16 protein-coding genes are annotated in these 19,047 nt (G+C 74.3%); 13 read left to right on the top strand and 3 right to left on the bottom strand.

Annotation, left to right across the window (positions count from 1 at the left end; all coding sequences use genetic code 11):
* Positions 1-401: 401 nt before the first annotated feature.
* Complete coding sequence (locus tag ATL41_RS09920) at positions 402-1,097, top strand: endonuclease/exonuclease/phosphatase family protein (protein WP_098458331.1); 696 nt, start codon at positions 402-404, stop codon at positions 1,095-1,097.
* A gap of 19 nt (positions 1,098-1,116) precedes the next feature.
* Here ATL41_RS09920 and ATL41_RS09925 read toward each other — a convergent pair whose 3' ends face one another.
* Together ATL41_RS09925 and ATL41_RS09930 are read right to left on the bottom strand one after the other, a co-directional pair.
* Positions 1,117-2,724 (bottom strand): sensor histidine kinase, encoded by a 1,608-nt coding sequence (locus ATL41_RS09925; RefSeq protein ID WP_098458332.1) that lies wholly within the window; start codon positions 2,722-2,724, stop codon positions 1,117-1,119.
* Positions 2,721-3,464: a response regulator transcription factor gene (locus tag ATL41_RS09930; protein WP_098458333.1), complete on the bottom strand. Its 744-nt coding sequence runs from the start codon at positions 3,462-3,464 to the stop codon at positions 2,721-2,723. Before ATL41_RS09930 ends, ATL41_RS09925 begins: the two co-directional genes overlap by 4 nt.
* A gap of 155 nt (positions 3,465-3,619) precedes the next feature.
* Between ATL41_RS09930 and ATL41_RS09935 the strand changes: the two genes are divergently transcribed.
* A complete protein-coding gene (locus ATL41_RS09935; RefSeq protein WP_169924545.1) occupies positions 3,620-4,681 on the top strand; it encodes a phosphatase PAP2 family protein in 1,062 nt (353 codons plus the stop codon).
* Between the two features lie 217 nt (positions 4,682-4,898).
* Here ATL41_RS09935 and ATL41_RS09940 read toward each other — a convergent pair whose 3' ends face one another.
* Positions 4,899-5,591: a DUF1275 family protein gene (locus ATL41_RS09940; RefSeq protein WP_245854744.1), complete on the bottom strand. Its 693-nt coding sequence runs from the start codon at positions 5,589-5,591 to the stop codon at positions 4,899-4,901.
* 94 nt (positions 5,592-5,685) lie between these two features.
* Here ATL41_RS09940 and ATL41_RS09945 point away from each other — a divergent pair, with 94 nt between their 5' ends.
* The 11 genes from ATL41_RS09945 (at position 5,686) to ATL41_RS09995 (ending at position 18,815) form a co-directional block, all read left to right on the top strand.
* The gene (locus tag ATL41_RS09945; RefSeq protein WP_098458336.1) at positions 5,686-6,759 is read left to right on the top strand and encodes an acetamidase/formamidase family protein; all 1,074 of its coding nucleotides are present in this window, start codon (positions 5,686-5,688) and stop codon (positions 6,757-6,759) included.
* A complete protein-coding gene (locus ATL41_RS09950; protein ID WP_098458337.1) occupies positions 6,756-8,393 on the top strand; it encodes an AtzH-like domain-containing protein in 1,638 nt (545 codons plus the stop codon). The genes ATL41_RS09945 and ATL41_RS09950 overlap by 4 nt, the downstream gene beginning before the upstream one ends.
* 83 nt (positions 8,394-8,476) lie before the next feature.
* Entirely contained in the window at positions 8,477-9,013 is a 537-nt protein-coding gene (gene uraD, locus ATL41_RS09955; protein WP_098458338.1) for a 2-oxo-4-hydroxy-4-carboxy-5-ureidoimidazoline decarboxylase, read from the top strand.
* Positions 9,010-9,330, top strand: coding sequence for a hydroxyisourate hydrolase (locus ATL41_RS09960; protein WP_098458339.1), 321 nt, complete (start codon positions 9,010-9,012; stop codon positions 9,328-9,330). Before uraD ends, ATL41_RS09960 begins: the two co-directional genes overlap by 4 nt.
* Before the next feature lies 1 nt (position 9,331).
* Positions 9,332-10,237 carry a factor-independent urate hydroxylase gene (gene pucL / locus ATL41_RS09965; RefSeq protein WP_098458340.1) on the top strand — a complete coding sequence of 302 codons (906 nt, stop codon included), beginning with the start codon at positions 9,332-9,334 and terminating at the stop codon, positions 10,235-10,237.
* Positions 10,238-10,247: 10 nt separating this feature from the next.
* Positions 10,248-11,660 (top strand): allantoinase AllB, encoded by a 1,413-nt coding sequence (allB, locus tag ATL41_RS09970; protein ID WP_098458341.1) that lies wholly within the window; start codon positions 10,248-10,250, stop codon positions 11,658-11,660.
* A 46-nt stretch (positions 11,661-11,706) separates the two neighbouring features.
* Positions 11,707-12,924: a pyridoxal-phosphate-dependent aminotransferase family protein gene (locus ATL41_RS09975; RefSeq protein WP_245854746.1), complete on the top strand. Its 1,218-nt coding sequence runs from the start codon at positions 11,707-11,709 to the stop codon at positions 12,922-12,924.
* On the top strand, positions 12,921-14,180 hold the full coding sequence (locus tag ATL41_RS09980; RefSeq protein ID WP_098458342.1) for an allantoate amidohydrolase: 1,260 nt from the start codon (positions 12,921-12,923) through the stop codon (positions 14,178-14,180). The genes ATL41_RS09975 and ATL41_RS09980 overlap by 4 nt, the downstream gene beginning before the upstream one ends.
* The gene (locus ATL41_RS09985; RefSeq protein ID WP_245854748.1) at positions 14,177-15,112 is read left to right on the top strand and encodes a MurR/RpiR family transcriptional regulator; all 936 of its coding nucleotides are present in this window, start codon (positions 14,177-14,179) and stop codon (positions 15,110-15,112) included. The genes ATL41_RS09980 and ATL41_RS09985 overlap by 4 nt, the downstream gene beginning before the upstream one ends.
* Positions 15,103-15,981 carry an FAD binding domain-containing protein gene (locus tag ATL41_RS09990; protein WP_098458343.1) on the top strand — a complete coding sequence of 293 codons (879 nt, stop codon included), beginning with the start codon at positions 15,103-15,105 and terminating at the stop codon, positions 15,979-15,981. Before ATL41_RS09985 ends, ATL41_RS09990 begins: the two co-directional genes overlap by 10 nt.
* Positions 15,978-18,815, top strand: coding sequence for a molybdopterin-dependent oxidoreductase (locus tag ATL41_RS09995; protein WP_098458344.1), 2,838 nt, complete (start codon positions 15,978-15,980; stop codon positions 18,813-18,815). The genes ATL41_RS09990 and ATL41_RS09995 overlap by 4 nt, the downstream gene beginning before the upstream one ends.
* Positions 18,816-19,047: the final 232 nt, after the last annotated feature.

Here is a 19,047-nt window from a genome sequence, read left to right on the forward strand (position 1 = left end):
CGGACGTGGCCGAGGCGGGATCGCGATCGTCGAGGCCTGCCCCGATGAGGTAGCCGCCCCCGAGGCCGAGGAGCCCGGCCGTGATGGCGACGGTCAGCGCTGAGGCGATTGGGCGCCGGGTGATCGTCTGCGCGGCCCTGCCGCGTCCGCGAGGTACGTCGTCGCCCTGGGGCGAGAAGGCGGAGGCGGGGGAGTCCTGAGCGGTCGTCGCAGCAGGAGGGATCGGGGGCACATCGCGGCCGGGGTCGCTCTCGGGAGCGGGCGTCACGTCAGGTCGGGTGGTGTCGTCGGCGGTCATCTCCGCGTCCTTTCTCTCGTGAGACTCCATCGTGCTCGTGACACCTGGGAGCGAGATCTGGCTGCCCTGTGCGGGTGCTGGGATCCTCACCTAGCCTCGCGGTGTGGACCTGCGCGTGATGACGTACAACATCAAGAGCCTCGAGCTCGACGGTGCTGCCGCACGCCGTGTCGTGCGCGCGCAGCGTCCGGACGTCCTGCTGCTGCAGGAGGCGCCCCGGTGGGTACGGGGGCGACGCCGCACACGCGGCTTCGCGCGGGACGTCGGCATGGTCGTGGTCGCGGGTGGCATCGCGGGACGGGGTGCGGCGATCGCCGTCGCCCCACATCTCGTGCCTCAGGTCGTCGAAGGGCGGGGCGTGGCGTTCGAGCCACGGACGGTGCGCTTCCGCCAAGGGTTCCCGACGCCGCGCGGCTACGCGCTCGCCCGTCTTGCCCGCAGCGACGGAGAGGGCGGGGTGCTCACGTTCGTGTCGGTGCACCTGTCTGCGCAGCGCCCGCAGCGTGCACAGCACGTCCCCGTGTACGTGGAGCTGGCGGCTCGCGAGGCGCCCGACCTCGTTCTCGGTGGCGACCTCAACGAGAACCCGCGCGGGCCGAGCGTGCTCGCGCTCCAGCCGCCGCTGCGCGACGCCGACCCCGGCCAGGCGCCCACCGAGCCCGTGGACGTGCCGCGGACGAGGCTCGACGGGTTCCTCGTCGGCAGCACCGTCACGGTCCACCAGGTCACCGTGCCGGACGGGCCCGACGTCCTCGTCGGCAGCGACCACCGCCCCGCCGTGCTCGACATGAGCTGGTAGGGCCGCAGCCCGTGCCCCGTCAGGCCGGTCGGGGCAGGTGAACGTGGAACGTCGTCGCGCCGGGCGTGGTCGCGACGCTGAGCCCGCCGCCGTGCGCGGCGACGATCGCGTGCGCGATCGCTAGCCCGAGACCGGTCGACCCGGCCTCGTGACCACGTGCCGAGTCGCCCCGGGTGAAGCGGTCGAACAGGAGCGGCAGCAGTTCCGGAGTGATGCCGGGCCCGTCGTCGGACACGTCGACGTCGACGCCTCCGTCGGCGGCTGCGCGCAGCCGGAGGGTCACACTCGTCCCCGGCGGGGTGTGCACGCGGGCGTTCGACAGCAGGTTGACGAGCACCTGGCGCAGGCGCGCGTCGTCGCCCGTCACCTCGAAGACTGTCGCGTCTTCGTCCTCGGTGGGCAGGTCGAGCCGCCAGACATGGTCGGGACCCGCAGCGTGCGCGTCCGCCAGGCACTCGAGCGCGAGCGGCAGCAGGTCGACCGTCTCGCGCTCGAGCGGCCGGCCAGCGTCGAGCCGCGCGAGCAGCAGGAGGTCCTCGACGAGCCCGGACATCCGCACCGACTCGGACTCGATCCGGGCCAGAGCCTGGGAGGTGGCCGCAGGCACCTGGTCGTCGGAGCGGCGCACGAGCTCCGCGTACCCGCGGATCGAGGCGAGCGGGGTCCGCAGCTCGTGGGAGGCGTCCGCCACGAACTGCCGGACCTGCGTCTCCGAGGTGAAGCGCGCGGAGAGCGCCTTCTCGACGTGGTCGATCATCCGGTTGAGCGCGGCCCCGACGCGACCGACCTCGGTGCGCGTGTCGTCGTCGTCGACCCGCTCGGGGAGGTTGACCGCACCCTCGTGCAGGGGAAGGTGCGCGATGCGCGTCGCAGTCTGCGTGACGTGCGCGAGCGGGCGCAGCGCACGCCGCACGAGGACGCTCGCGGCGATCGCCGCGAGCACGCCCGCTGCGACCCCGATGCCGATCTCGACCGTGAGGTACCGCGTCAAGGTCGCCGTCGTGCCGTCAAGCGACAGTCCCGTGACCTGAACAGACGAGGGCGCCGTCGCAGTCCCAGCGTCACGCTCGACCGCGATCACCCGGTAGGAGCCCAGCCCAGGCAGGTCGACCGTCCGCGGCGTGCCGTCAGGTTCGACCGATGCGAGGATCGCGAGCTGGTCCGCTGTGAGGTCTTGCACGGTGCCGTCATCGTCGAGATACCCCTGCTCGCCCACCTCTCCGTCCTGGAGGCGCAGCCCCAGGGTCCCGGTGGACTGGCCCGGAACCGCGAGGAACGGTGGGCGGTCGTCGGCGACCTGCGGCGGGGTGGTGCCCGGCGCTGTCGTCGACGGATCGGTCACGTCCGACGACGACGACGGCACGTCCTCAGGGCCGGGGAAGGCGGGAGCGTTCCCGTCCGGCGCACGGCCCGCACGCATCGACGCGGCACCGAGCGAGTCGTCGATCCGCTCGACGAGGCTCGCGCGCAGTGCGAGCGTCGAGATGGCGGCGAGAGCGAGGCACACGCCTGCGAGAAGCGCGACGACCGTGACGACGAGGCGGCGCTGCAGCGACCACGCTCGACGGCGTGGTGCGCGACCCGGAACGGCCGCGACCGGACCGCCAGCGTCAGGTTCGGCCGTCACACGACGTCCGCGCCGGGCTTGAGCACGTAGCCCACCCCGCGCAACGTGTGGATCATGGGCTCCCGGCCAGCGTCGATCTTCTTGCGCAGGTACGAGATGTACAGCTCGACGATGTTCGCCTGCCCGCCGAAGTCGTAGTTCCACACCCGGTCGAGGATCTGCGCCTTCGACACGACCCGACGGGCGTTGCGCATGAGGAATCGCAGCAGCTCGAACTCGGTCGCCGTGAGGTGCACCGGCGTGCCCGCCCGTACGACGTCGTGGGCGTCCTCGTCGAGCACGAGGTCACCGACGACGAGAACCGCTTCCTCTCGCTCCTGCCGCGCGCCCGCGCGGCGCAGCAGGACGCGGAGCCGCGCGACGACCTCTTCGAGGGAGAACGGCTTCGTCACGTAGTCGTCGCCCCCGGCGGTCAGCCCCGCGACACGGTCCTCGACTGCGTCTTTCGCCGTGAGGAACAGGACGGGCGCGTGGCAGCCACGCTCCCGGATGCGGCGCAGGACCGCGAGGCCGTCGAGGTCGGGAAGCATCATGTCGAGCACGACGATGTCGGGGTCGTGAGTGCGTGCGAGGTCGACCGCGGACCGGCCGTCGTGCACGGTGCGCACGTCCCAGCCCTCATAGCGCAGGGCGGTCGCGACCAGCTCAGCGAGGTTGGGCTCGTCATCGACGACGAGCGCGCGGATCGGCTGCCCATCAGGGCGGGTGAACGATGAACGGTCGGCGGCGGGCGAGCTCATAGGACAAGAGTGCCCCGCCGCGCTGCGAACGAGCCCAGGTTCTCCTGTGTGTCATCTGTGAGCCTGCTGTCCCCAGCGGACACTTCACGCGAAACGACGCGACGCCCCGACCGGGTCTGCGCGAGATCCACACACCGACGCCCTACGGTGGACGGGTGAGTCTCCCGCCGACCCGCCCGCACGAGCAGCAGCGCCCCGATGCCCCGACCGTGCCGACCGCACGAGTCGAGCCGCAGACGCCAGCCCTCGGCAACCCCGCGCTCGGGACGCAACCCGCGGCCCCCTGGAGTCCGCACGCGCCCGCGCACGCGCGCCCCGCAGGCGACACGACGGCGTCGACTCGGCCCGTCGTCGAGGCGACGGAAGCACGGGTCGCCCCGCGCGTCGTCGGCCTCCTCGTCGCCTTTCTCGGTGTGGTCGCGTTCGCGTACGTGACCCGCCTGGCACTCGGGACCGTGTGGGGGCAGGAGCTCGACGAGAACGCGCTCGCGGGGTCGACGTTCGGCAAGGGCACGCTGTGGAAGGTCGGCGAGCCGGTGCTCGACGTCGTCTCCAACTCGTTCGTCGTCCTCGCCCTCGGCGGGGCGATCCTCATCTCCCTGCTGCGTCGCCGCTGGGGCCTCGCAGCCCAGGTCGTGGTCCTCGTCGCGGGCGCAAACCTCACGACGCAGATCCTCAAGCACCAGGTGCTCGAGCGCGCGCACCTCGGCGTGCTGACCGAGCGTCCGGGCAACTCGCTCCCGTCGGGGCACACGACCGTCGCGGCGTCGGTGTCGATCGCGCTGCTGCTCGTCGTGCCGCGCCGCGTCCGGCCGGTCGTCGCGCTGCTCGGCGCCGTGTACACGGCGCTCACGGGCGTGTCGACGATGGTGGGCGGCTGGCACCGGCCGTCCGACGTCGTCGCCGGGCTGCTCGTCGTCCTCGTGTGGACGGCGCTCGTGCTCGGCCTGACATCGGCGTCCGGCATCGACCGGAAGGCGAAGCACTCGTCGGTCGGGACTGCCGTCGCGACGACGCTCCTCGCGGTCGGCACTGCCGTGTCGGGCGCGCTCGCGGCCGGTCTGCTGACCGGTTCGGTCGAGCTGTTCGCGGACCGCGGGCAGGACGTCGTCGATTATCTCGGCACGGCGTCGGCCGTCGTCGCGGCGACGGGGCTCGTCTTCATGGTGAGCCTGCTGCTGCGGCAGTCCACGGCGCGCGGCCGCGCGGAGTCCTAGAGCAGAGGTCGTGTCTCCGCCGCACCCACCCCCCTCGGACGGATCGCCCGGGCGCACACATGTCGTGTGCGCCCGGGCGATCGGTCAGCGGGTCGGGGAGAGGCTGCGCGGTTTCTCCCGGCAGATCGCTCCGCTGCACACCTGACGTGTGCATCCGGGCGATCGGTCAGCGGGAGGGGGCGGAGCTTCGGACAGGCGGGGCGTTCGCCGGGCTGTCTCAGCGGTGGTGGCGCGAGTGGATCGCGCCGACGACCGTGACACCGAGCGTCACGAGCGCCGACACGGCGAGGCCCGCCGCAAGGTCGACCTTCAGCAGCAGGGCGCCCGCGCCCGCGCCGGCGAGGATGAGCACGACGGCGAGGAAGCGTCGACCACTGCCGCCACCCGCGGCGCGCGCCGCGCCGGAACCGAGCACCGAGTCGGCGGCGAGGCCCGTGATCGTCGACGTCACGACGACCGTCGTCACGTCCTTGACCGCGACGACCCGCGCGACCGCCGCCTGCAGGCCCATGACCGCGCCGAGCAGGCACGTGACGCTCACGGCGAGCAGGTGCGGCAGCTCGTCGACGAGCAGCACGGTCAGCGCGAGCGCCGCCATGACGCCGCCCACGACGCCGAGCAGCGCCGTCGACCGCCTGCTCCAGCCACCACGGCCGCGCAGCGCGCGGCCCGCGACCGCAGCACCGGCCATGAAGCCGCCCAAGGCGACGAGCGGGCCGAGCACGGGCAGCTCGTCTGCACCCATGAGGCCCATGCCCAGGATGACGACGTTGCCTGTCATGTTGCCGGTGAACACCCGGTCGAGGCCGAGGTAGCCGACGGCGTCGATGATGCCGGTCGAGAAGGTCAGGATGAGCATGAGCGTCAGGTGCATCCGGCCGGATGCGACGCCGCGGATTCGGTCGATCACGTGGACCATTGTGCGGGCCGGGCCGCTCAGCCCTGTGACACGTTCGTTTCATTGCGGAAAACTGCCGTTCGCAGCGTCCCCCTACGGTTGCGGCATGTCACACGAGATCTTGCACCGCGGACTGGGCCCGATGACGTCGCCCACCTATCTGCCCGCCGAGCTCGACACCGTGCTGTGGGGGCGCCTCCCGTGCGCGACCGACGCCCCGGTGCTCACGATCGACCCGGGGACCGAGGTCACGTTCGACACGATCAGCCACGAAGGGATCCTCGAGGACCAGGGCCGCGACCCGCGCGCCTTCTTCGGTGCGCACGGCGTGGACGGGGACCACGTGCTCGACGACGCCGTCGAGCTCGCGGCGTCCGACCACCCGCGCACGTGGGGCGTCGACGGTCCGCACGTCGTCACCGGTCCGGTCCGCGTGAGCGGCGCCCGGCGCGGCGACCTGCTCGCGATGACGCTCGTCGACGCGACGCCGCGCGTCCCGTACGGCGTGATCTCCAACCGGCACGGCAAGGGAGCGCTGCCCGGCGAGATGCCGGCGGACGGCGAGACGTTCTCGGCGTTCGCCGCGGTCGACGACGCGGGCACGCACGGCCTGCTGCCGCTCGTCCCGGGTGGCGACCGGCACGCACGGTTCCCGCTCGCGCCGTTCCTCGGGATCATGGGCGTCGCGGTCGACGGCGACGCGCGCCCGCACTCTGTCCCGCCGGGCGCGCACGGCGGCAACATCGACATCAAGCTGCTGACGGCGGGCAGCACGCTGTACCTGCCGGTGCAGGTCGACGGCGCGCTCGCCTACGTGGGTGACCCGCACTTCGCGCAGGGCGACGGCGAGGTCGCGCTCACGGCGATGGAGGCGTCCCTGCGGGCGACGGTCCGCTTCGACGTGATCGCCCACGAGGACGCGGTCGAGCAGTTCGGCGAGCTCGCCGGACCGCTCGCCCGGACGAGCGAGTACCTCGTGCCGACGGGCATGGACGAGGACCTCGACGTGGCGATGGCGAGCTGCGTGCGTGCGGCGCTCGCGCTGCTCGAGGCGCGGTACGGCATGGACCGGCGGATGGCGTACGCGTACCTGAGCGCGGCGACGGACTTCGACATCTCCCAGGTGGTCGACATGGTCAAGGGTGTGCACGCGCGCATCCGGCTGGCGGACTTCGCATGAGCGACGACCAGCTTACGGCCGCAGAGCTGCATGCGGACGGGGAGGTCCCGACCGGGCTGCTCGAGGCGTTCTGGGCGTACGAGCGCGCGCTCGGCACGGACGACGTCGCGGAGCTCGACCGCCTGTTCGCCGCGGGGCCGCACACGCTCCGGGGCGACGCCGCGGGCCTCCTCGTGGGGCACGAGCAGATCGCGGCGTTCCGCTCGTCGCGCGGGGGTGCGCCGAGCCGCACGGTCCTCGAGGTGCACGTCCGCACGATCACGCCTGACGACGCACTCGTCGTCGCGGTGACCGCGCTCTCCCGCGGCGGTCGCGGTCGGCAGACGCAGCTGTGGCACCGCGGGCCCGAGGGGTGGGCCGTGCGGGCGGCGGACGTGACCGTCCCGGCGCCGCGCACGGACGCGCGGGTGTGGCGCGTCGTCGGCGAGCCGCTCGTGCCCGGCGCGCGCGCCGAGGCGCACGCGCAGCGCGGGCACGGCTCCGAGGCGGGGGCGCCGCTCCCGCTCGCGGGGGAGACCGTCGCCGTGAAGGACCTCTTCGCCGTCGCGGGCCAGCGCGTCGGCGCGGGCAACCCCGCGTGGCTCGCGGGCGCGCCGGTCGAGACGGAGCACGCGTGGGCCGTCGCCGCGCTCGTCGAGGCGGGCGCCGACGTCGTCGGCATCGCGCGCACCGACGAGCTCGCGTACTCGCTCGCGGGAACCAACGCGCACTACGGCACGCCGCCCAATCCCGCCGCACCCGGCCGCGTGCCGGGCGGCTCGACGTCGGGCCCCGCAACGGCCGTGAGCCTCGGCCACGCGACGATCGCGCTCGGCACGGACACCGGCGGCTCCGTCCGTGTGCCGGCCGCGTACCAGGGACTGTGGGGGCTGCGCACGACGCACGACGCCGTCCCCCGCGACGGCCTCGTGCCGCTCGCGCCCTCGTTCGACACGGTCGGCTGCCTCGCCCGCACGGCCGACGTGCTCGCGCGTGCGACGCACGCGCTCCTGCCCGCCGCAGCCTCGGTGCCCGACGGCGCGACGCTCGTCCGCGACGTCGTCGTGCTGCCGTCGCTCGTGGCCCACGCCGACGCGGACGTCGCGGACGCGATCACCGCGCTCGCGGCCCGGCAGGCCTGGGGTACCTCGGACCTTCTCGGTGACGCCGACCTGACCGCCTGGCGCACCGCCTTCCAGACGCTCCAGGCGTGGGAGGCGTGGCGCGAGCACGGCGTATGGCTCGAGAAGGTCGGCCTCGACGTCCTCGGACCGGACGTCCGCGGTCGCTTCGCCCACGCCGCGACCGTGACCGACGACGCTGCCCGCAGCGCGCGCGAGACCGTCACCCAGGTCCGCGACGCCGTCCGCGCGGCCGTCGGCGACGCGATCGTCGCGTTGCCTGCGGCATCGTCCGTCGCTCCCGCCCTCGCGGCCGGGGGCGCCGACGCGGCGGCCGTCGACGCGGCCCGCCAGCGGACCATGGAGCTCACGTGCGTCGCGGGGATCTCCGGCCTGCCCGGCCTCACCGTGCCCCTGCGCACGGCCGCAGGCGTGCCGTGCGGCGTGAGCCTCGTCGCGGGTCCCGGCCGCGACGCGGACCTGCTCGCGGTGGCCGTCGCGCTCGCGTCCGGCCCTTGCTCGGGTGGGCGCTGACACAGGTTTTACCTCACCGAAACAGGCGTTGCAGCCCGCTTAACATCCGCTCCGTACCGTCGAGGGCGGAGAGGAGGTGGCTCATGAACGTCACCGAGTTCAACGCCCTGAGCAGGGACGACGCGCTGTCCGCGCTCGTCGCGTGCGCCGCCGTGCCGGCCTGGGCCGCCCAGGTCGCGGACGCGAGGCCCTACGCCGACGCGCGGTCGCTGCTCGAGCACGCCGACCGCCTCGCGGCCGCCTGGACCGACGACGAGGTGGACGCCGCGCTCGCGGACCACCCCCGTCTCGGCGAGAACCACGCGGGGACCGGAGCGAGCGCCGAGGCGTCCGCCCGCGAGCAGGCCGCCCTGCGCGCGAGCGCCGACCCGGGCGAGCGCCTCGCCGCCGGCAACCGTCTCTACGAGCAGCGCTTCGATCGCGTCTTCCTCGTCCGAGCCGCCGGCCGCACCGCCCCCGAGATCCTCGCCCTCCTCGACGAACGGCTCGACAACGACCCCGCGACCGAGCTGCGCGTCGTCGCCGGCGAGCTCCGCGAGATCTGCGCGCTGCGCCTCGCGGGCCTCCTCGACCACGCGCCGGTCGGCGCACCCCTCGACCCGACGGGCGGCCCCGCATGACCACCTTCTCGTCCCACGTCCTCGACGCTGCGCGCGGCCGCCCCGCCGTCGACGTCGGCCTCGAGCTGCGCGACGCCGCAGGCGCGGTCGTCGCGACCGCCCGCACCGACAACGACGGGCGCTTCCGCCTCGACGGCGAGCTCGCCGGCGGGCCCCACGACCTCGTCATCGCCGCGGGCGACTACCTCGCCGCGCACGACACACCCACGTTCCTCACGCGCGTCATCCTCGGCTTCGAGGTCGACCCCGCGCAGGACCACTACCACGTGGCTCTCCTCCTGAGCCCGTTCGCCTGCACCGCCTACCGAGGGAGCTGACATGACCACCGCCGCTGACATCGTCCTGGGAGCCAACCAGTACGGGAAGGGCGAGGTTCGCCTCGTGCGCGTCACGCGCGACACCGCGACCCACGAGATCGAGGACCTCAACGTCACGACCCAGCTCCTCGGCGACTTCACCGACTGCCACGCGACCGGCGACAACTCCAAGGTCGTCGCGACCGACACGCAGAAGAACACCGTGTACGCGTTCGCCCGCGAGCACGGCGTCGGCACCCCCGAGAACTTCCTGCTCACGCTGAGCGAGCACTTCAACGGCAGCTTCGAGTGGGTCACCGGCTCGGTGCTCTCCGCCGAGTCGTACGCGTGGGACCGCATCGCGGTCGACGGCGTCGGCCACGACCACGCGTTCGCCCGCAAGGGCGGCGAGGTGCGCCGCACGACCGTGATCACCGAGGGCGGCGAGACCGTCGTCGTCTCCGGCTTCACCGACGCGACCGTCCTGAAGTCCACCGGCTCCGAGTTCCACGGCTTCCCGCGCGACCGTTACACGACGCTCGGCGAGACGACCGACCGCATCCTCGCGACGTCCGTCACGGCCTGGTGGCGCTACGCCGGCACGGACGTCGACTTCGACAAGACGTACGACGCCGTCCGCCAGCTCATGCTCGAGACGTTCGCGACGCAGCACTCGCTGTCGCTCCAGCAGACGATCTACGCGATGGGCAGCGCCGTCCTCGAGGCGTTCGAGGACATCGTCGAGGTGCGCCTCTCGTGCCCGAACAAGCACCACTTCCTCGTGGACCTCGAGCCGTTCGGTCTCGACAACCCGGGCGAGGTGTTCTTCGCCGCCGACCGCCCGTACGGGCTCATCCAGGCGACCGTCGAGCGTTCGGGCGGCACCCGCCGTCCCGACGTCTGGGCCGCGGTCGCCGGATTCTGCTGAGGACCGCGCCATGACTCCTGACGTGCAGACGGCACCGCCGCAGGCTCTCGCGCCTGCGGCGGGCCCGCTCGGCGCCCTGCGTGCCCGCGAGGTCCTCGTCGACGGCGCGTGGCGCCCGGCGACGCTCGTCCTCGCCGAGGGCCGCGTCGCGGCCATCGAACCGTACGACGCCGAGCCGTACGACGCCGCACCCGCAGGCACCTGGACCGTCCCGGACGGGCACGTGGTGCTGCCCGGCGTCGTCGACTCGCACGTGCACGTCAACGAGCCCGGCCGCACGTCGTGGGAGGGCTTCGCGTCCGCGACGCGCGCCGCGGCCCGCGGCGGAGTGACGACGATCGTCGACATGCCGCTCAACTCGATCCCGCCGACGACGACCGTCGCGGGCCTCGAGGCCAAGCGGGCGGCCGCCGTCGCGGCGGGCCTCGGCGTCGACGTCGCCCTGTGGGGCGGGGCCGTGCCCGGCAACGTGGGCGAGCTCGCGGGCTTGTGGGACGCGGGGGTCATGGGCTTCAAGTGCTTCCTGTCGCCGTCGGGCGTGCCCGAGTTCGGTCACCTCGAGGACGACGCCCAGCTCGACGAGCACCTGACCGAGATCGCCCGCCTGCGCGCGCTCATGGTCGTCCACGCGGAGGACCCGGCCGAGCTCGAGGCCGCGGCCCACGGGCCGAGCCGCTCGTACCAGGACTTCCTCGCATCCCGCCCCGACTCAGCCGAGACCGCCGCGATCGCACGGCTGATCGACGCCGTCCGCCGCACGGGCGCTCGCGCGCACCTGCTGCACCTGTCGAGCGCCCGCGCCCTCGACCTCATCGCGGACGCCCGCGCCGAGGGCCTGCCGCTCACGGTCGAGACGTGCCACCACTACCTGTGCTTCGCCGCCGAGACGATCCCCGACGCGGCGCCGCAGCTCAAGTGCTGCCCGCCGATCCGCTCCGAGGCGAACCGCGACCTGCTGTGGCAGGCGCTCGCCGACGGCGTGATCGACTGCGTCGTCTCCGACCACTCGCCGTCCACCGCCGAGGAGAAGCAGCGCGGCGACGGCGACCTGCAGGCCGCCTGGGGCGGGATCTCCGGCCTCGAGGTCGGCTCCGTCGCACTCGCCGACGAGGCCCGACGCCGGGGCGTCGACCTCGCGGACGTCTCGCGCTGGACGTCGGCCGCGACCGCGCGGCTCGTCGGCCTCGACGACCGCGGAGACCTCCCGGCGAAGGGCCGGATCGCCGTCGGCTCCGCCGCCGACCTCGTCGTCTACGACCCCGAGGCGCGCGTCGTCGTCGACCAGGAGCTCCTCGCGCACCGCAACCCGATCTCCGCGTACCACGGACGCGCGATCCGTGGCGCCGTCACGACGACCGTCCTCGGCGGCCGCGTCCTCGACCTCGAGGCGCCCGCCGGCGGCGAGCTCCTGACCCGGCCCTGACCCCCGCCACCCCGAGCCCGACCGCACCGACGCCCTAAGGACCACGATGCCGAGCCAGATCGCACCCCCGCCCCGCCTCCTCATGGGCCCGGGCCCGGTCAACGCGGACCCGCGGGTCCTGCGCGCGATGTCCGCCCAGCTCGTCGGGCAGTACGACCCGGTCATGACCGGCTACATGACCGAGACGATGGGGCTCCTGCGCGGCGTGTTCCGCACGCAGAACGAGCAGACCTTCCTCGTCGACGGCACGTCGCGCGCGGGCATCGAGGCGGCGCTCGTGTCGCTCGTCGAACCCGGCGACCGCGTGCTCGTCCCCGTCTTCGGGCGCTTCGGCCACCTGCTCGTCGAGATCGCGGAGCGCTGCGGCGCCGACGTCCATACGATCGAGCGCCCGTGGGGCGAGGTGTTCACCCCCGAGGAGATCGAGGCGGCGGTCGAGATGGTGCGCCCCGCGGTCGTCGCGGTCGTCCACGGCGATACGTCGACGACGCTCGCGCAGCCGCTCGACGGCCTCGGCGAGATCTGCCGCCGCTACGACGCGATCCTCTACGTCGACGCGACCGCCTCTCTCGGCGGCAACGACCTCGCGACCGACGAGCTCGGTCTCGACGTCGTCACGGCGGGCCTGCAGAAGTGCCTCGGCGGCCCCTCGGGCAGCGCGCCCATCACCCTCTCCGAGCGGGCTGTCGAGCGGATCGTCGCCCGCCGTCACACCGAGGCAGGGATCCGCGACGCCGACGAGGAGGACGCCGCCGGTCGCCGCATCGCGTCGAACTACCTCGACCTCGCCCAGATCATGGACTACTGGGGCCCGCGCCGGCTCAACCACCACACCGAGGCGACGACGATGCTCTACGGCGCGCGCGAGTGCGCCCGCCTCCTCGTCGAGGAGGGCATGGACGCTGCGGTCGAGCGCCACCGGCTGCACGGCTCGGCCATGGCGATGGGCGTCACCGGTCTCGGTCTCGAGGTCTACGGCGACCAGCGCTACAAGATGAACAACGTCGTGGGCGTCGTCATCCCCGACGGCGTGGTCGGCGACGACGTCCGCGGCGAGATGCTCAGCGACTACGGCATCGAGATCGGCACGTCCTTCGGCCCGTTGCACGGCAAGGTGTGGCGCATCGGCACGATGGGCTACAACGCCCGCAAGGACGCCGTCCTGACGACGCTCGCCGCGTTCGAGCAGGTGCTGCGCCGCGCGGGCGTGCCCGTCCCGGCCGGCGGCGGTGTCGAGGCCGCGCACGCGGTGTACGCCGCATGACAGCCACCACGATCGGCCCCGTCGTCGCCGAGGTGCTCGCCCGCTGCGACGAGCTCGCCACGATCTCCGCACGCCCCGACCGCCTCGAGCGCCTGCACCTCACGCCCGAGCACGCCCGCGCGCACGACCTCGTCGAGCAGTGGATGCGGGCCGCCGGGATGCGCACGTGGCAGGACGCCGCCGGCAACCGCTGGGGCCGCGTCGAGGGCGCGACCCCCGGCCTGCCCGCCCTCGTCCTCGGCTCGCACACCGACACCGTCCCCGACGCGGGCCGCTACGACGGCATGCTCGGCGTCGTCCTCGCGATCGCCGTGGTCTCCCAGGTGGCCGACCTGCTCCCGCAGGCACCGTTCGCGATCGAGGTCGTCGCGTTCAGCGACGAGGAGGGCACGCGCTTCGCGACGCCGCTCCTCGGTTCGCGCGCGGTCGCCGGCCTGTGGGACCCGGCGCTGCTCGACGTGACCGACGCCGACGGCGTCAGCCTGTGGAGCGCCTTCGAGGCGTTCGGCCTCGACCCCGAGCGCGTCGGCGAGGCGGCCCGGAGCCGCGAGGAGATCGTCGGCTACCTCGAGACGCACATCGAGCAGGGCCCCGAGCTCGAGGCAGCAGACCGCTCGCTCGCCGTCGTCTCGTCGATCGCGGGCGCACGCCGCTTCGCTATCACGGTCACCGGGGAGGCGCGCCACGCGGGCGGCACCCCGTATCCGCGGCGCCGTGACGCGCTCGTCGGCGCGAGCGAGATCGTCGTCGCGATCGAGGCGGCCGCCCGCCCGACGGCGTGCCTCGCCACGGTCGGGCGCCTCGCCGTCGAGCCGGGCGCGGTCAACGTCATCGCCGGCCGCGCCGAGCTCACGCTTGACCTGCGCGCCGAGACCGACGCCGAGCGCGACGCGATGTTCGAGCGCCTGCTCGGCGAGATGCGCGCAGTGTGCGAGCGCCGCGGCCTCGACCTCGACGTCCGCGAGACGCACTCCGCGCCGTCGACCCCGTGCGCGCCGTGGCTGCAGGCCGCCGTCGCCGACGGCGTGCGTGCCTCGGGCGACCACGACCCGACCGTCATGTGGAGCCGCGCGGGCCACGACGGCATGGCCGTCGCCGCGGTCGCCGACATCGGCATGCTCTTCCTGCGCTGCCACGACGGCATCAGCCACCACCGCGACGAGGACGTACGTCCGATCGACGTCGCCCGCGCGCTCGAGGCCTTCGAGGCCGCGGTGCGATCGTGCGCCGCGCACGTCGCCGGGAGCCCGGCGTGACCACCGTCCAGCCCGCGGGCCCGGGGTCCCAGGTGGCCGCGACGGACGGGGGCACGACGCCGAGCCCCGCGCCCACGCCCCGCGCGATCGTCGCGATGCCGCCCGGCACCCGCATCGAGGCCCGCATCGAGGCCGCGATGAGCGACCTGTCCCGCCAGGAGCGGCGCGCCGCCGAGACGCTGCTCGAGCACCTCGGCGACCTCGCGACCTACCGCGCGAGCGAGCTCGCCCGGCTCGCCGACGTGTCCAAGGCGACCATGAGCCGCCTCTTCCGCAGCCTCGGCTTCGCCGACTTCGAGGAGGTGCGCGAGCACCTGCGCGACCTGCGGTCCGCAGGGGAGCCGCGCGCCGTCGAGGCGCCGTCGTCCCTCGTCGCGCGCGCCGACGCCGAGGCGGAGGTCGTCCGCGAGGCGCTCGCCGCGCTCGACGCCGCCGTCGTCGCCGACGTCCAGGACCGCCTCGTCGCGGCCCGCCGCGTGCTCGTCCTCGGCTGGCGCAACAGCTACCCCGTCGCGCTGCACCTGCGCGAGCAGCTCCTCCAGGCCCGCAGCGCCGTCGTCGTCGCCCCGACGCCCGGCCAGGTCGTCGGCGAGGAGCTCGTCGACCTCGGCCCGGAGGACGTCGTCGTGGCGGTCGGCTTCCGCCGCCGCCCCACCGTCTTCGGCGCGGCCGTCGCCGCGGCCGCCGCCACCGGCGCCTACGTGCTGCTGCTCTCCGACCCCTCCGGGCACCGGCACGCGGCCTCCGCCCACGCGTGGCTGAGCTGCCCCGTCGCGTCGGGCCTCGCGTTCGACAGCTACGCGGCCCCCATGGCCGTCGCCGCCGTCCTCGCGGACGGCGTCCTGAGCCGCACCGGCCCCGGCGGGCGCGAGCGCACGAGCCGCATCTCGCAGAGCTTCGAGACCCTCCAGGAGGTCGAGCGATGGATCTGACCACCGTCACGAGCTACCGGCACGCCCGGACCGTCGACGACCTCGACCTCGCGCCCGGCGAGGTCTTCGTCGCAGGCGGCACGTGGCTCTTCTCCGAGCCGCAGCCCGGCGTGACCGGGCTCGTCGACCTGACCACCCTCGGCTGGGACGACTGGCAGGTGCTGCCCGACGGCGACCTGCGCATCGGCGCGACCTGCACGGTCGAGAGGCTCCAGCAGATCCCCGCGGACGTCGTCGGCCCTGCGGCCTCGCTCGTGCGCGCCTGCGCCGACGCGTTCCTCATGTCGTTCAAGATCCAGACCGCCGCGACCGTCGGCGGGAACCTCGCGATGGCGCTGCCCGCCGGCGCGATGATCTCGCTCATGTCCAGCCTCGACGCGACCGCCGTCGTCTGGGGCCCGGGCGGGCCGCGCCGCGAGCCCGTCGAGTCGTTCGTGCGCGGCGTCCGCGAGACGAGCCTCGAGCCGGGCGAGGTGCTGCGCGCGATCGACGTGCCGCGCCGCGCCCTGGTGGGCCGCCACGCGATGCGCAAGATCGCGCTCGCGAAGCTGGGGCGCTCGTCGTGCGTCGTCGTCGGCCGCGTCGACCTCGACGGCAGCGCGACCGTGACTGTCACCGCGGCGACGCCGCGGCCCGCCGTTCTGCGCTTCGCCACGATCCCCACGGCGGACGACCTGCGCGACGCCGTCGCGCAGGTCGGCGCGGACGTCGGCTGGTACGCCGACGCCCACGGCCCCGCGGACTGGCGCGCCGCGATGGCCGCCGAGCTGGCCGAGCAGGTGCGGGCCGAGCTCGCCGCACCCGGACCGACGCGCGCCGAGCACGCGACACCCGCGCAGGCGGAGCCTGCCGGACAGGAGGACCGATGAGCATCACGATCGACGGCCGCGCCGCGGCGAGCGCGCCCGCGCCCGGGCAGTGCCTGCGCACGTTCCTGCGCGACGAGGGCGCGCTCGGCGTGAAGAAGGGCTGCGACGCGGGCGACTGCGGCGCCTGCACCGTCATGCTCGACGGTACCCCCGTGCACTCGTGCATCACCCCCGCCCACCGCGCCGAGGGGCGCGGGGTCACGACCGTCTCCGGCCTCGGCACGCCCGAGGCGCTCAGCCCCGTGCAGCAGCGCTTCGTCGACGCCGCCGGGTTCCAGTGCGGCTTCTGCACCGCCGGCTACGTCGTCACGGCGTCCGCGATCGCCGACGAGAACGGCGAGCTGCCGCATATGACGGACGCCGAGCTCGAGCGCACGTTCAAGGGCAACCTGTGCCGCTGCACCGGCTACCGCTCGGTGCGCGACGCGCTCGCCGGGACGTGCAACGTCGACCGCTCCGCGCAGGACGGCTCGGGCGACGCCCCGCACGGCCGTTCGCTCGCCGCGCCCGCCGGCCCGCGCGTCGTCACGGGGACCGAGGAGTACACGCTCGACCAGCCGACCGTCGGCGTGCTGCACCTCGCGGTGCTGCGCAGCCCGCACGCGCACGCCCGCATCACCGCGATCGACGTCGAGCGCGCCCGCGCCCTCCCGGGCGTCCGTCTCGTGCTCACGCACGAGGACGTGCCCGATGTCCTCTACTCGACCGGCCGGCACGAGTCGCGGCTCGACGACCCGGACGACACCCGCATGCTCGACGACGTCGTCCGCTTCCGCGGGCAGCGCGTCGCCGCGGTCGTCGCCGAGTCGGTGCACGTCGCGCGCGCCGCGCTCGACCAGATCGACGTCACGTACGAGGTCCTCGAGCACGTCGTCGACCCCGAGGTCGCACGCCAGCCGGGCGCGCCGCTCGTCCACGGCGACAAGGACCCCGAGGCGAGTCGCATCTCCGAGCCCGGCCGCAACGTCGTCGCGCAGACCCACGGCGAGGTCGGCGACGTCGCGGCAGGCCTCGAGGAGGCCGACGTCGTCGTCTCCGGCACGTGGCGGACGGCGCGCGTGACGCACGCGAGCCTCGAGACGCACGGCGCACGAGCATGGGTCGACTCGGCCGGCCGTCTCGTCGTGCGCAGCTCGACGCAGGTGCCGTTCCTCGTGCGCGACGAGCTCGCGCACGTCCTCGCCCTCGACCCTGAGCGTGTGCGCGTCTTCACCGCGCGCGTCGGCGGCGGCTTCGGCGGCAAGCAAGAGCTGCTCGTCGAGGACCTCGTGAGCCTCGCCGCCCTGCGGCTCGGAGAGCCGGTCCAGTGGGAGCTGACGCGCGAGGAGCAGTTCGCGGCCGTGCCGCTGCGGCACCCGATGCGCGTCTCGGTGACGCTCGGTGCTCGCTCGGACGGCACGCTCACCGCGATGCAGGTCGACGTCCTCTCCGACACGGGCGCATACGGCAACCACGGGCCGGGCGTGCTGTTCCACGGCTGCCACGAGTCGGTCGCGACGTACCGCTGCGCCAACAAGCGCGTCGACGCCGAGGCCGTCTACACGCACAACCCGCCGTCGGGAGCGTTCCGCGGGTACGGGCTCGGCCAGGTGGTGTTCGGCATCGAGTCGGCGATGGACGAGCTCGCGCAGCGGCTCGGCATGTCGCCGTTCGACCTGCGGCGGCGCAACGTCGTCGTGCCTGGTGACGACTTCATCGTCAACGGACCGCCCGGCGGGGACCTGGCGTTCGGGTCGTACGGCCTCGACCAGTGCCTCGACCTCGTCGAGGCAGACCTCGCCGCGGCGGTCGCGCGCGGGGTCGACGCCGACGTGCCCGCGGGCTGGCGCGTCGCGGACGGCATGGCGGCCGCGATGATCGCGACGATCCCGCCGCGTGGGCACCACTCGCACGCCGCAGTCACGATGGGGCTCGACGGGACGGTGACGGTCGCGGTGGGGACGGCGGAGTTCGGCAACGGCACGGCGACCGTGCACACGCAGCTCGCCGCGACCGAGCTCGGCGTCCCTGCGGACCGGGTACGGCTGCGGACGGCGGACACGGACACGTCCGGGTACGACACGGGGGCGTACGGCTCGACCGGCTCGGTCGTCGCCGGCGGCGCGGTCGTCAAAGCGGCGAGGGCGCTGCGCGACGCGCTCCTCGCGCGTGCCGAGGAGCTCGTCGCGTCGCCCGTCGGAGCGGGCGCGGGCGGCAGCGCGCGTGCGGGGGCGGCCGACGCGGTGCGGGTGGACGACGGCTCGGGGCCGGGCGCCGGCGTCGGCCTCGCCGAGGCGCCGCCCGGGAAGGGACGCATCGAGGCCGACGGCGTCGTCGTCGCCGGGGTGCTCGTGCCGTGGCACGTGCTGCTGCAGGAGCCGGTGACGTGCGAGGGCGAGCACCACGGCACGCCCCGCTCCGTCGCGTTCAACGTCCAGGGCGTGCGTCTCGCGGTCAACCCTGCGACGGGTGAGGTGCGCGTGCTGCACGCCGTGCAGGCCGTCGACGCGGGCGTCGTCGTCAACCCCGAGCAGCTGCGGGGCCAGGTCGAGGGCGGCTTCGCGCAGGGCCTCGGCGGAGCGCTCTACGAGGAGGTCGTGCTCGAGGACGGCGCCGTGACCACGCGCACCTTCCGCGAGTACCGCGTGCCGCAGATGGCCGATGTCCCGCCGATCACCGTCCTGTTCGCCGACACGTACGACGCGATCGGTCCGCGCGGCGCGAAGTCCATGAGCGAGGCGCCCTACAACCCCGTCGCCCCCGCGATCGCGAACGCGATCTCCCGCGCCCTCGGTGCCCGGCCGCGTGAGCTGCCGATGTCCCGGGACCGCCTCTGGCGCCTCGCGAACGCCTGACCGGGTGCGAGGGCGGCCGTGCCGCCGCCCCCGCTGGCCGCGGCCGGCCCGTGCCGCCCACCTCGGCGCGAGGTAGGCCCCTGCCCGCGAGGTAGGCCCCTGCCCGCGAGGTAGGCCCCTGCCCGCGAGGTAGGCCCCTGCTCGCGAGGTAGGGGTTTGCGCTCGCGGTAGGGCCCTGCAAGGCCCTGTCTCGCGTGGACGGCCCTACCTCGGCGGAGGGGGGAGGTGTGAC

The sequence above is a fragment of the Flavimobilis soli genome (assembly GCF_002564025.1).
GTDB lineage: Bacteria > Actinomycetota > Actinomycetes > Actinomycetales > Cellulomonadaceae > Flavimobilis > Flavimobilis soli.